Origin of the sequence: Spirillospora sp. NPDC029432 (assembly GCF_040703975.1) — a bacterium.
Lineage (GTDB): Bacteria > Actinomycetota > Actinomycetes > Streptosporangiales > Streptosporangiaceae > Spirillospora.
Genome location: NZ_JBEZWH010000011.1, coordinates 20,610 through 33,857, shown reverse-complemented (window position 1 = coordinate 33,857; position 13,248 = coordinate 20,610). Strand labels below are relative to the sequence as shown.

Annotated in this window: 11 protein-coding genes; 6 read left to right on the top strand and 5 right to left on the bottom strand. The window is 71.4% G+C overall.

The annotated features are described in order from the left end of the window. The first annotated feature begins 51 nt into the window (after window positions 1-51). Complete coding sequence (locus tag AB0881_RS11420; protein ID WP_366616247.1) at window positions 52-453, top strand: cupin domain-containing protein; 402 nt, start codon at window positions 52-54, stop codon at window positions 451-453. A 4-nt stretch (window positions 454-457) separates the two neighbouring features. Here the strand turns inward: AB0881_RS11420 and AB0881_RS11415 are convergent, their stop codons facing one another. Continuing rightward, window positions 458-1,102 carry a response regulator transcription factor gene (locus tag AB0881_RS11415; protein ID WP_366616245.1) on the bottom strand — a complete coding sequence of 215 codons (645 nt, stop codon included), beginning with the start codon at window positions 1,100-1,102 and terminating at the stop codon, window positions 458-460. Then, the gene (locus AB0881_RS11410) at window positions 1,054-2,370 is read right to left on the bottom strand and encodes a sensor domain-containing protein (protein ID WP_366616243.1); all 1,317 of its coding nucleotides are present in this window, start codon (window positions 2,368-2,370) and stop codon (window positions 1,054-1,056) included. Before AB0881_RS11410 ends, AB0881_RS11415 begins: the two co-directional genes overlap by 49 nt. Before the next feature lie 486 nt (window positions 2,371-2,856). On the opposite strand from AB0881_RS11410, the gene AB0881_RS11405 reads away from it, so the two are divergent. Next, window positions 2,857-5,319 carry a Tex family protein gene (locus AB0881_RS11405; protein WP_366616242.1) on the top strand — a complete coding sequence of 821 codons (2,463 nt, stop codon included), beginning with the start codon at window positions 2,857-2,859 and terminating at the stop codon, window positions 5,317-5,319. 51 nt (window positions 5,320-5,370) lie between these two features. Here AB0881_RS11405 and AB0881_RS11400 read toward each other — a convergent pair whose 3' ends face one another. Beyond that, entirely contained in the window at window positions 5,371-6,711 is a 1,341-nt protein-coding gene (locus AB0881_RS11400; protein WP_366616240.1) for a hypothetical protein, read from the bottom strand. 320 nt (window positions 6,712-7,031) lie between these two features. Here AB0881_RS11400 and tig point away from each other — a divergent pair, with 320 nt between their 5' ends. From tig to clpX, 4 genes are all read left to right on the top strand, one after another. After that, window positions 7,032-8,519 (top strand): trigger factor, encoded by a 1,488-nt coding sequence (gene tig, locus AB0881_RS11395; protein WP_366616239.1) that lies wholly within the window; start codon window positions 7,032-7,034, stop codon window positions 8,517-8,519. A gap of 262 nt (window positions 8,520-8,781) precedes the next feature. After that, window positions 8,782-9,414 carry an ATP-dependent Clp protease proteolytic subunit gene (locus AB0881_RS11390; RefSeq protein WP_366616238.1) on the top strand — a complete coding sequence of 211 codons (633 nt, stop codon included), beginning with the start codon at window positions 8,782-8,784 and terminating at the stop codon, window positions 9,412-9,414. 66 nt (window positions 9,415-9,480) lie between these two features. Continuing rightward, window positions 9,481-10,140 (top strand): ATP-dependent Clp protease proteolytic subunit, encoded by a 660-nt coding sequence (locus tag AB0881_RS11385; RefSeq protein ID WP_366616480.1) that lies wholly within the window; start codon window positions 9,481-9,483, stop codon window positions 10,138-10,140. A gap of 173 nt (window positions 10,141-10,313) precedes the next feature. Further along, window positions 10,314-11,588: an ATP-dependent Clp protease ATP-binding subunit ClpX gene (gene clpX / locus AB0881_RS11380; protein ID WP_366616237.1), complete on the top strand. Its 1,275-nt coding sequence runs from the start codon at window positions 10,314-10,316 to the stop codon at window positions 11,586-11,588. An 87-nt stretch (window positions 11,589-11,675) separates the two neighbouring features. Here the strand turns inward: clpX and AB0881_RS11375 are convergent, their stop codons facing one another. Together AB0881_RS11375 and AB0881_RS11370 are read right to left on the bottom strand one after the other, a co-directional pair. Further along, a complete protein-coding gene (locus tag AB0881_RS11375; protein WP_366616236.1) occupies window positions 11,676-12,353 on the bottom strand; it encodes a response regulator transcription factor in 678 nt (225 codons plus the stop codon). After that, window positions 12,350-13,135 carry a histidine kinase gene (locus tag AB0881_RS11370; RefSeq protein ID WP_366616235.1) on the bottom strand — a complete coding sequence of 262 codons (786 nt, stop codon included), beginning with the start codon at window positions 13,133-13,135 and terminating at the stop codon, window positions 12,350-12,352. Before AB0881_RS11370 ends, AB0881_RS11375 begins: the two co-directional genes overlap by 4 nt. Window positions 13,136-13,248 lie beyond the last annotated feature (113 nt).

Here is a 13,248-nt window from a genome sequence, read left to right as displayed (position 1 = left end):
ATTGGAGGCAATTGGACAACCTGATTGACCATTCTAGGGAAGGAACCCCAGATGACCCTCATCCGCCATGCCGACCGGCGCCGTACCGAAACCCCCAACGGCGTCATGACCACCTTCGCCTCGCCCACCCAGGGCGGCACCGGGACCGCCGTCTGGCACGTGGACATGCCCGCCGGAAGGCAGGGACCCCGGCACGCCTTCGAGACCGAGCAGATCTGGTGCTTCCTGGACGGCGCCGCCACCATCGACCTGGGCGCCGAGACCCTGACCGTCACCGCCGGCGACACCGTCGTCATGCCCGCGGACGTCCCCCGCCAGGTGACCACCGGAACCGAGACCGGCTTCACCGCAGTCGTCACCGCCCCCGCCGGCAGCCGCGTCTACAACGCCGACTCCGACTGCGACATCGCCCCCAAGGACGGCGAGCGCCTCGTCCCGCCGTGGGCCCGGTGACCGCTCACGTGCCCAGGTAGGCGAGCACCGCCAGCACCCGCCGGTTGTCGTCCTCGGACGGCGGCAGCCCCAGCTTGCCGAAGATGCTGTTGGTGTGCTTGCTGATCGCCTTCTCCGTCACGAACAGCGCCGACGCGATCGCCGCGTTCGACCGGCCCTCGGCCATCAGCCCCAGCACCTCCCGCTCGCGGGGAGTCAGCGCCTGCAGCGGCTCCTCGCGGGCGTGCCGGGTCAGCAGCTGCGCCACCACGTCCGGATCGAGCGCCGTACCGCCCGCGGCCACCCGCCGCACCGCGTCCACGAACTGCCCCACCTCCGACACCCGGTCCTTCAGCAGGTAGCCGATCCCGCCGGAACTGTCGGACAGCAGCTCCCGCGCGTACAGCTGCTCCACATGCTGCGACAGCACCAGCACCGGCAGCCCCGGGATCTCCTTGCGCGCCTCCAGCGCCGCCTTCAAACCCTCGTCGGTGAACGTCGGCGGCAGCCGCACGTCCACCACCGCCACGTCCGGACGGTGCGTCGTCAGCGCCCGCAGCAGCGACGGCCCGTTGTCGACCGCCTCCACGACCTCGAACCCGAACGCCTCCAGGAGACGGATCAGCCCGTCCCTGAGGAGGGCCAGATCCTCGGCGATGACAACGCGCACGGCAGCTCCATGGTCACGACGGTGGGCCCGCCCGGCGGGCTCGTGACCGCCATCGTCCCATCGAACGCCGCCAGCCGCCGTTCGATACCGCGCATACCGCTCCCCGCCGCCGGATCGGCGCCGCCCGTCCCGTCATCCCCGACGATCAGGACCAGCCGCCCGCCGCCGTGCTCGATCTGGATCCACGCCCGCCCGGCCCCGCTGTGCTTGGCGGTGTTGGCCAGCATCTCGGCGACCGCGAAGTACGCCGCCGACTCCACCGGGGCGTCCGGCCGTCCCGGAAGGTCGATCCGGACGTCCACCGGGAACGGCACCGACAGCGCCAGCGCCCGCACGGCCCCGTCCAGCCCCCGCTCCGCCAGCACCGGCGGATGGATGCCGCGGACCAGGCCGCGCAGCTCGGTGAGCGCCTGCCCGCTGTCCGCCCGCGCCTCCGCCAGCAGCTTCCCGGCCGCCTCCGGATCGTGCTTCATCAGCTCCTCGGCCAGCCCGATGCTCATGCTCAGCGCCACCAGCCGCGCCTGCGCCCCGTCGTGCAGATCCCGCTCGATCCGGCGCAGCTCCGCCGCCGACGCGTCCACCGTCTCCGACCGCGTCTCCGCCAGCTCCCGCACCCGCTCGGCCAGCGCCGTCCGCGCGGGCGACAGCAGCGACTGGCAGAACAGCGCGTGCCCCTTCAAGATCCGCGACCCCACCGGGAACGACACCACCAGGAGCACCGCGCCCAGCACCATCGGCGCCACGATCCCGATCGGACCCCAGGCGTCCAGCGGCCAGAACGGCCCCCACCCGTAGAACGTGATCTGCCCCAGCCACGGCGCGACCAGGATCCCCTCCAGCCCGTACGCCAGCAGGCACGCCGGCAGCAGCCCCAGCAGCAGGCCGACCGGCGCGTTCAGCAGCGTCCACAGCAGGTCCCGCCACGTCGCCGGATCCCGCAGCAGCCCCCACAGCCGCCGGAACGGCCCGCCCCCCGCCTGCGCCGGCCGGTACGGCACCGGGATCGGCACCCCCGACCACTCCGCCGCCCACACGCGCTGCGCGTTCGCCAGCCCCCGCATCGCCCCGATCGCCACCGGCGCCAGCACCACCCCCACCCCGATCGGGATGAACGCGATCGACAGCACCGTCACCACGAACAGCGGGATGCACGCCGCCTGCGACAGAACGGCCTGCACGAGCCCCCGCACACAGGTCAGCAGCCCGGCCCGGACGACCCCGCCCCACCCGCCGTCCACCATCGCCGCCTCCCCGTTCCGTCCCGCCATGCCCACATTGTCGCGCCGCCGGCCGCCAGGAATCAGGGGTGCTACGTCCACCTTCCCAGGGGTGGCGGGCCGACTTTACGGCCGAGGTTCCAGGGAGACGCGACAAGCGCCCGAAATCCCTGGAGAATGCTTGGGCTACAGCTCAGGGGGAGATGACGTGGTGGCTGATCGTTGTTCGCGGGTTCCGCGACCGGAGCGGCGCGAGCCTGCCGACGGTGGCCCATGAAGGTAACCCGCGTCGCCTTCTCCGAGAACCTCAACCCCGGCAGTACGCTCAGCTCGAGGAACAGGCCGTTCGTCTCGGCCGCGTACGGTCACTGGTGTGGCGCAGGCACGGCTCCATCGCCGGTGCGGGCATCGATGACAGAGCCGTCCGTTGGACCAGGACTCCAGCGGCCGGCGGCCCTGCCGGTGCGGAGAGCGAATCATCCGACCTCGATGCTCAACCCTGAGTACTGAATAGGAAGCAGAAAGCGAATCGAATCCGTGACCGCATCAATCAGCCAGACACCCACCACCGGCCCCGCCGTCGTGCCGATCACGCAGCGGATCGCGACGGAGCTCGACGTTCGCGAGGGCCAGGTACGGGTCGCCGTCGACCTGCTCGACGGCGGCGCCACGGTGCCGTTCATCGCCCGCTACCGCAAGGAGGCCACCGGGGCCCTCGACGACGGCCAGCTCCGCGCGCTCGAGGAGCGGCTGCGCTACCTGCGCGAGCTGGACGAGCGGCGCGCCGCGATCCTGGAGTCGATCGAGTCCCAGGGCAAGCTGACCGACGAGCTGCGCGCGCAGATCACCGCGGCCGAGTCCAAGGCCCGGCTGGAGGACATCTACCTCCCGTACAAGCCCAAGCGCCGCACCAAGGCACAGATCGCCCGCGAGGCCGGGCTGGAGCCGCTGGCCGTGCTGCTGCTGGAGGATCCGTCCAACGACCCGCAGGCCGCCGCGAAGGCGTACGTGGACGCCGAGAAGGGCGTCGCCGACGAGGCCGCCGCGCTGGAGGGCGCCCGCGCGATCCTGGTCGAGCGGTTCGCCGAGGACGCCGACCTGATCGGCGAGCTGCGCGAGCGGATGTGGAACCAGGGCCGGATGGTCTCGCGCGTGCGGGCGGGCAAGGAGGAGGCGGGGGCCAAGTTCTCGGACTACTTCGAGTTCGCCGAGCCGTTCGCCAAGCTGCCCTCGCACCGCGTGCTCGCCCTCTTCCGCGGCGAGAAGGAGGAGGTCCTCGACCTCGACCTGGAGCCCGAGGAGGGCGTCGAGGCCGGCGAGAGGAGCTCGTACGAGATCGAGATCGCCCGCCGCTTCCGGATCACCGACCAGGGGCGGCCGGGTGACAAGTGGCTGGCGGACGCGGTGCGCTGGGCCTGGCGCACCCGCATCCAGGTCCACCTCGGCATCGACCTGCGCACCCGGCTGCGGCAGGAGGCGGAGGACGAGGCGGTGCGGGTGTTCGCCGCCAACCTCAAGGACCTGCTGCTGGCCGCGCCCGCCGGCACCCGCGCCACCATGGGCCTGGACCCGGGCCTGCGCACCGGCGTCAAGGTCGCGGTCGTGGACGCCACCGGCAAGGTCGTCGCCACCGACACGATCTTCCCGCACGAGCCGCGGCGCCGCTGGGACGAGTCGATCGAGACGCTCGCGAAGCTCGCCCGGGAGCACAAGGTCGACCTGGTCAGCATCGGCAACGGCACCGCCTCGCGGGAGACCGACAAGCTGGCCGCCGACCTGATCGCCCGGCACCCCGACCTCAAGCTCACCAAGATCATGGTGTCGGAGGCGGGCGCGTCGGTGTACTCGGCCTCCGCGTACGCCGCGCGCGAGCTGCCCGGCATGGACGTCTCGCTGCGCGGCGCCGTCTCGATCGCCCGCCGCCTCCAGGACCCGCTGGCCGAGCTGGTCAAGATCGACCCCAAGTCCATCGGGGTCGGCCAGTACCAGCACGACGTGTCCGAGGTGAAGCTGTCGCGCTCGCTGGACGCCGTCGTCGAGGACGCGGTGAACGCCGTCGGCGTGGACGTCAACACCGCCTCCGCGCCGCTGCTGACCCGCGTGTCGGGCATCGCGGAGGGGCTGGCGGAGAACATCGTCGCCCACCGGGACGCGAACGGCCCGTTCCGTACCCGGGCGGGGCTGAAGGAGGTGCCGCGGCTCGGGCCCAAGGCGTTCGAGCAGTGCGCGGGCTTCCTGCGCATCCCCGGCGGCGAGGACCCGCTGGACGCCTCCAGCGTGCACCCCGAGGCGTACCCGGTGGCGCGCCGGATCGTCGCGGCGGGCGGCGGCGACATCCGCGGCCTGATCGGCAACACCGCGGCGCTGCGGTCGCTGCGGCCGGCCGACTTCGTGGACGACACGTTCGGGCTGCCGACCGTCACCGACATCATCGCCGAGCTGGAGAAGCCCGGCCGCGACCCGCGTCCGGCGTTCAAGACGGCGACGTTCAAGGAGGGCGTGGACAAGCTGTCGGACCTGGAGCCCGGCATGGTCCTCGAGGGCGTGGTGACGAACGTGGCGGCGTTCGGCGCGTTCGTGGACGTCGGCGTCCACCAGGACGGGCTCGTGCACATCTCCGCGATGTCGAACAAGTTCGTCGAGGACCCGCGGGAGGTCGTGAAGCCGGGCGACATCGTCCGGGTCAAGGTGCTGGAGGTCGATCTCCAGCGCAAGCGGATCTCGCTGACGCTGCGGCTCGACGACGACGCCCAGAAGGGCGGCGGCGAGCGCGGTGAGCGCGGCGGCCGGGGCGACGCGCGGCCGCGCCAGCAGCGCAAGGGCGGCGGCGGTGGCGGTGGCGGCCGCGGCGGCCAGGGCAACCGCGGCGGGCAGGGCGGCAACCGCGGGGGAGGCCGCGGCGACCAGGGCGGCGGTGGCGGCGGCGCCATGGCGGACGCGCTGCGCCGGGCCGGCCTCGACAAGGGCCTGCCGGACCAGAAGCGCGGCAAGCGCCGCTGACGGGCGCAAGCGCCGGGCCCGCCGCACTTGCGGCGGGCCCGGCGTCTGTTGTCAGCGGGGGCCGCGCCAGCGGTCGTTCTCCGCCGGGGCCTCCGCATCGGAGCCGACGATCCCGAACGGCCCGGTGCCGAACTGCTCCTCGATCTCGTATGTGCCGTCGTCGAACACGTCCCGCCGCGCGTCGGGGCCGCGGCCCAGCGGGTCCTGGGCGTACGGGCCGGGCCGCGGCGGCGGTACGGGCAGCGGCCGCTCGCCCGTCTCGTACGGGCCGGCCGCGACCGGGTCGAACAGCGCGTGCGGGCCGGTGTCGCGGTCGGGGGCGAGATGCCCGGCTGCCGACCGCGGCGGCCCGCCGTGTCCTGGCACCGCCCGGCCGTGCGGCCGGTCGAACGCGCTGGGCCCCTCGGCCGGCGGCGCCGGCAGCGGCTGCGGGAAGGCGTGCGGGCCGGGGGCGAACCGGTCGTGCGCCGGCCGCCCGAACGGGTCGGATCCCGGCCGCGGGCGTCCACTACCGGCCTCGGGCGGCGGCGCGGACCCGGCGACCGGCCGGTGCCGGGGGAACTGGAGCAGGGCGATCGCGGCCAGCAGCAGCGCGCCGACCCGCATCGCGAAGTGCGGCGCGTCCCCCGGCCACGGCTCGCCGAACAGCAGCGTCCCCGTGACCAGCAGATGCGCCTTCGCGGTCACCGTCATCACGGCGGCCACGATCGACACCCGGCAGCGCTGGAACGCCAGCATCAGGATGCCGAACCCGATCACCGCCGACACCACCGTGACGTACGGGTACGGCGTGGCCAGGCCGTCCGGGCCGATCCCGGCGTCGCTCCAGCCCTTGATGCAGAGTTCGGCGGTGCCGATCGGGACGCCGGAGCCGAGCCCGTACGCGATCCCGGTGATCGGCCGGGCGTGCCGGCCGTCCGGCCGCGACTCGCCGGTGAGCAGCAGGATCAGCGGCACCAGCAGCGCGGGCGCGACGACCATGGCGAGGCGCCATCCCGGCACGTCCACCGCCCGGATCGGCGGCGGGTTGCCGATGGACGCGGCGAGCAGCCCGGCCGCGGCGGCGATGAGCAGGAGGCTGAGCCATTCACGCCCGGTCAGCCGGTCGCCGAAGAACACCATGGCGATCACCAGCAGCGGCAGCACGCCGGACATGAAGATGGGTACGGCGATGCCCAGCGACAGCTCGCGCAGCGCCAGGATCTGCAGCCCGAGCCCGCCGAGCACGAGCGCCAGCCCGCCCAGGAAGACCCCGCTGGACAGGATGATCCGGGCGATGTGGAAGACCCGGTCGCCGCGCAGCGGCTCCATCCGGTCCGCCGCCAGCTTGAACACGGCGAAGCCGATGTAGTACAGGCCGGTGGCCGCGAAGGCAGCAACTATCCCGTTCATCCTTGCCGATTATGAACGCGGCGATGCGCAATGTCACACTCTCGCGACACACAGTCGATCATCAAAGATTAGCCAAAAACACATGTTCTCGTCCCGCTGCACCCTGTAACCGGAACCTCACGCCCGCCCGAACTTCCCGCGCTGGGAACGGGCGGATGTCCGCAGTCCTCGCCGCTACCCCATAGACTTGGCGCGCGAACGCGCGGACCCGGCTATTCGGCGTGCCCGCGCCCGCCACATGAGAGCTGGAGAGACCGGCTGGCTGAGTACGCGTCGAACGCCGCGGCCGAGACAGCGCCCGATCAAGGAGACCAACCCCAGTGAAGACCGATGTCGAGGAGCTGACCCCCACGCGGGTCAAGCTCACCGTCGAGGTACCGTTCGACGAGCTCAAGCCGAACCTCGACAAGGCGTACAAGGAGATCTCGCAGCAGGTGCGGATCAAGGGCTTCCGGCCCGGCAAGGTCCCCGCCCCGCTGATCGACAAGTACGTCGGCCGGGGTGCGGTCCTGCAGGAGGCGGTCAACGACGCGCTTCCCGAGCTGTACGGCCGCGCCGTCGAGGAGACCGAGATCTTCGTCCTCGGCCAGCCCGAGGTCGAGGTCACCGAGCTGGACGACGGCAACCAGTTCGCGTTCACCGCCGAGGTGGACATCCGGCCCAAGTTCGAGGTGCCGGACTACGACGGCCTCGAGGTGACCGTCGACGACGCCGAGGTCGGCGACGAGCAGATCGACGAGGCCATCGGCAACCTGCGCGAGCGCTTCGCCTCGCTCACCGCCGCGAACCGGCCGATCGAGCGGGGCGACTTCGCCACCATCGACCTGTCGGCCAAGATCGACGGCGAGGAGATCGAGGACGCCTCCACCTCCGGCTACTCCTACGAGGTCGGCAGCGAGTCGGCCATCGAGGGCCTGGACGAGGCGCTGGTCGGCCTGTCCGCCGAGGAGAGCAAGACGTTCACCGGCACGCTGGTCGGCGGCGAGCGGGCCGGCGAGGAGGCCGAGATCACGGTCACCGCGCAGAGCGTCAAGGTCAAGAACCTGCCCGAGCTGGACGACGAGTTCGCCCAGATGGCCAGCGAGTTCGACACCATCGACGAGCTCCGCGAGGACGTCCGCACCCGGCTCGGCCGGCAGGTGCGGCTGCAGCAGATCTCCGACGCCCGGGACAAGGCCCTGGAGGCCCTCCTGGAGAAGGTCGACATCCCGCTGCCGGACAAGGTCGTCACCGAGGAGATCGAGCGCCGCGAGCAGCAGCTGGAGCAGCAGCTGCAGATGGCCGGGATGACCAAGGAGGACTACCTCAAGGACGAGGAGAAGTCCGAGGAGGACTTCGAGACCGAGCTGGCCGAGGCCGCCCGCCAGGCGGTCAAGGGCGGCTTCGTGCTCGACCAGCTCGCCGTCCAGGAGGAGCTCGGGGTCGAGAACGAGGAGCTCAGCGAGTACGTCGTCACCCAGGCGATGCAGATGGGCGTGCAGCCGCAGCAGCTCGCCGAGTACCTCACCCAGAACAACCAGCTCCCGGCGATCGTCTCCGAGGTGCTGCGCAGCAAGGCGCTCAACCTCCTGGTCGAGCACGTCACGGTCAAGGACGAGTCCGGCAACGAGATCGACGTCGAGGCCGTCCGCCGCGAGCTGAACGGCGAGACCGGCGAGACCGTCCAGGCCGAGGACGCCGAGGCCTCCGAGGACGCCGAGAGCGCTGAGAGCGCTGAGGACGCCGCCGAGGCCCCCGCGGCCGAGGCGGAGGAGCCCGCCGAGGCCGCCGACAAGGACGAGAAGAAGGACGAGCCCAAGGACGCCTGAACGGTGCCCAGCGGTGGATCACGTACCGTACCGGCGCGTGATCCAGGGCCCCGTGCCCGCCCGTACCTCCGAACGCCCCGTGCCCCCCGTCGGGCACGGGGCGTTCCCCGTTCCGCGGGGGCGGGGTGCCCGTTCAATGAGATGTTCATGCGGGGGTACGCCCCCAGCGAAAAGCAGGGCCTGCGGGCTTAACCGGCCCTCGCGGCGCGTTAATGTCCAATCATCCGAACCGATAAAAGGACCGGAGGAACACCCGGTGAGCATGCCTCCGACTTTCGAAGAGTCGACCCGGATCCAGGCGCGCGTCGCTGAGGCGCCGCTGCTGCCCCTGGGCGACCAGCTCTTCCAGCGGCTGCTGCGCGAGCGGATCGTCTTCCTCGGCCAGCAGGTCGACGACGACATCGCCAACCGCATCTGCGCCGAGCTGCTGCTCCTGTCGGCCGAGGACGGCCGCCGCGACATCACCCTGTACATCAACTCGCCCGGCGGCTCGGTGACCGCGGGAATGGCGATCTACGACATCATGCAGTACGTGCCGAACGACATCGTCACGGTCGGCATGGGCCTCGCCGCCTCGATGGGGCAGTTCCTGCTGTGCGCCGGCACGACCGGCAAGCGCTACGCGCTGCCGCACGCCCGGATCATGATGCACCAGCCGTCCGGCGGCATCGGCGGCACGGCCTCCGACATCAAGATCCAGGCCGAGCAGATGCTGTACGTGAAGAAGACGCTCGCCGAGAAGATCGCCGAACACACCGGGCAGCCGCTCGACCAGATCGAGAGGGACTCCGACCGCGACCGCTGGTTCACGGCCGAAGCGGCCAAGGACTACGGCTTCGTGGACCACGTGGTGCTCAGCGCGAACCAGGTGCCCTCCGAGGGCACGGTCTCTTGACGGCCTGAACGACTTACGGAGGCACCCACCATGAGCGACATGATCCGGCCGGGCTTCAGCGATCTGATGCGTCCCGGCGCCGCGGGCGGCGGCGCGCCGATGCCCGTGGACAACCGCTACATCATTCCGTCGTTCGTCGAGCGCACCACGTACGGGGTCAAGGAGATGAACCCGTACAACAAGCTCTTCGAGGAGCGGATCATCTTCCTGGGCGTCCAGATCGACGACGCCTCGGCGAACGACGTGATGGCGCAGCTGCTGACGCTGGAGTCGATCGACCCCGACCGCGACATCAGCATCTACATCAACTCGCCCGGCGGCTCGTTCACCGCCATGACGGCGATCTACGACACGATGCAGTTCGTCAAGCCGGACATCCAGACGGTCTGCATCGGCCAGGCGGCCTCGGCCGCGGCCGTGCTGCTGGCGGCCGGCACCCCGGGCAAGCGGGCGGCGCTGCCGCACTCGCGGATCCTGATCCACCAGCCGGCCACCGAGGGCACCTACGGGCAGTCCAGCGACATCGAGATCCAGGCCCGCGAGATCATGCGGATCCGCGAGCTGCTGGAGGAGATCCTGGCCCGGCACAGCAGCAAGAGCCTGGAGGACGTCCGCCGGGACATCGAGCGCGACAAGATCCTCACGGCCGACGAGGCCAAGGACTACGGTCTGGTGGACGACGTCTTCCTCAGCAGGAAGCGCAAGGCCGAGGTAGTGTCGTCCTGAGACGGCATTAGGACGTGGTGGACCCCCGGCCCGGTCGTCACACTTCCGGGCGGGGGGCTTACCAAGTCCGCTGGAGGCGGTAACGTCGAGTCCAACGTCGAAAGCCTTCGGGACGCAACCGAGCTGCGCCGCATCCTCCAAGGCGGGCGGCCCCACGAAAAGGAGACAGTTGGGTGGCACGCATCGGCGACGGTGGTGACCTGCTCAAGTGCTCGTTCTGCGGAAAGAGCCAGAAGCAGGTCAAAAAGCTCATCGCGGGTCCGGGCGTGTACATCTGCGACGAGTGCATCGATCTCTGCAACGAGATCATCGAGGAGGAGCTCTCCGAGACCTCCGACCTCAAGTGGGACAGCCTGCCCAAGCCGCGGGAGATCTACGAGTTCCTGGACTCCTACGTCATCGGGCAGGACACGGCCAAGAAGGCGCTCTCGGTGGCCGTCTACAACCACTACAAGCGCATCCAGTCCGGCGACACGGGGCGGGACGACGTGGTCGAGCTGGCCAAGTCGAACATCCTGCTGCTCGGTCCCACCGGGTCGGGTAAGACGCTGCTCGCGCAGACGCTCGCCAAGCTACTGAACGTCCCGTTCGCGATCGCCGACGCCACGGCGCTGACGGAGGCGGGCTACGTCGGGGAGGACGTCGAGAACATCCTCCTCAAGCTGATCCAGGCGGCCGACTACGACGTCAAGAAGGCCGAGACGGGGATCATCTACATCGACGAGGTGGACAAGATCGCTCGCAAGAGCGAGAACCCCTCGATCACCCGCGACGTCTCGGGCGAGGGCGTCCAGCAGGCGCTGCTGAAGATCCTGGAGGGCACCACCGCGAGCGTCCCGCCGCAGGGCGGCCGCAAGCACCCCCACCAGGAGTTCATCCAGATCGACACCACGAACGTGCTGTTCATCTGCGGTGGCGCCTTCGCCGGCCTGGAGAAGATCGTCGAGTCCCGGGTCGGTAAGCAGGGCATGGGCTTCGGCGCGGTGATCCGCTCCAAGGCCGACTTCGACGAGTCGTCGGCGTTCCTGGGCGACGTGATGCCCGAGGATCTGCTGAAGTTCGGCATGATCCCGGAGTTCATCGGCCGGCTGCCGGTGATCACCAGCGTGCACAACCTGGACCGGGACGCGCTGATCAACATCCTCACCGAGCCCAAGAACGCCCTGGTACGCCAGTACCACCGGCTCCTGGAGCTGGACGGCGTCGACCTGGAGTTCAGCGACGACGCGCTGGAGGCGATCGCCGACCAGGCGATCCTGCGCGGCACCGGCGCCCGCGGGCTGCGCGCGATCATGGAGGAGGTCCTCCAGTCGGTGATGTACGAGGTGCCGAGCCGCCAGGACGTGGCCCGCGTCGTCATCACCCGCGAGGCCGTCCTCGAGCACGTCAACCCGACCCTCGTCCCGCGCGAGCGCACCAAGCGCGAGCCGAGGGAGAAGTCGGCCTGACGGCGCGGCGCGCATAGCGGCGGCGTACGGACGCCCCTCCCGGCCGGAGGGGCGTTTCGCCGTCCGTCCTGGACGCCGCCGCCCCCGCTACAGGGAGGGCGACTCGCCGAGCCCCGCCTCGCGGGCCAGCACGATCGCCTGGGCGCGGTCGGCGACGTGCAGCTTCATGAAGATGTTGCTGACGTGGTTGCGGACCGTCTTCTGGCTCAGGAAGAGCGTGCCGGCGATCTCCTGGTTGCTGCGGCCCTGGGCGACCAGCTCCAGCACCTCCCGCTCCCGCTCGGTGAGCTGCGGGAACGCGGCCTGCCTGGGGTCGGGCATCTCGGTGAAGTACGCCAGCACGCGGCGGGCGATCTCGGGACCGTAGATGGCCTCGCCGGCCGCGACCGCCCGCACCGCGCGGGCGATCTCCTCGGCGCCGGACTCCTTGAGCAGGTAGCCGCGGGCGCCGGCGCGCATCGCGGCGAAGACCGAGTCGTCGTCCTGGAACATCGTCAGCACCAGCACCCCGATCCGGGGGCTGGTCCGGGTGATCGTGCGGGTGGCCTCGATGCCGTTGCCGCCCGGCATGTGCAGGTCCATCACGACCACGTCCGGCTGGAGCTCGGCGGCGAGCCGTACCGCGTCCGGGCCGCACTCGGCCTCGGCGACGACCTCGACGCCCAGCGCCTGCAGCAGCCCCTTGAGGCCCTGCCGGAACACCGGGTGGTCGTCGGTGATCAGGACCCTGATCAGCTCCCCGCCGGGGTTCGTGCCCGTGCTCATGTACGCCCGCCTTCGCCGGTGAATGCCCGATGGTAGCCGGGCACCGCCAGCGGCAGGCGGGAGGTGACGATCGTGCCGACTCCGGGGCGGGTGGTGACGGTGCAGCCGCCGCCGACCTCGGCGGCCCACTCCCGCATCCGGGCGAGCCCGCCGGTGGGCGGCAGGCCGTTGCCGCGCGGCTGCTCGGGCAGGCCGACGCCGGAGTCGGCGACCATGATGTGCAGGTCGGCGTCGCGGCTGATCAGCACCAGCGCGGTGCCGGCGCGGGCGTGCTTGCGGACGTTGGCGACCGCCTCCTCGACGATCCGGTACGCGGCGACCTCGACGGCGGCGGGCAGCCCGCCCTGCTCGCCGTCGAACCGCACGTCCACGCGCTCGCAGCAGCCCTCCGCGAGCGACTCGATCGCCGCGGCGAGGCCGAGGTCGTCGAGCGCGGGCGGGCGCAGGCCGTACGCCATCTCGCGGATCTGCCCGACGGCGGTCGCCAGCCGGTCGCGGAGCTCGGTGAGCACCGGCTCGATCCGCTCCGGCTCCCCGGACAGCGTGAGGCGGGCGGCGTCCAGCGACATCGCCAGCCCGGCCAGGGTGGGGCCGAGGCCGTCGTGCAGGTCGTTGCGCAGCCGCCGCCGCTCCTCCTCGCGGGTGGCGAGGATCCGCTCCCGGGAGCGCTGCAGGTCGCCGGTCAGCCGGTTGAGGTAGGGGAGGCCGGCCAGATGCGCGGCCGCCGCTCCGGCGGCGAAGGCCCCCGCCAGCGCGGCGGCACGCGCCACTACCGATCCCATCCGGTGCCTCCCGCCGTTCCCTCGTCTCCGCCGCCGGACGCCGGACTCCAGCCTGACCGGTGGTGCGGCCCGGCGTCAGGTGACCGGAGTCCCGATCACGGCGGGAAACCGGG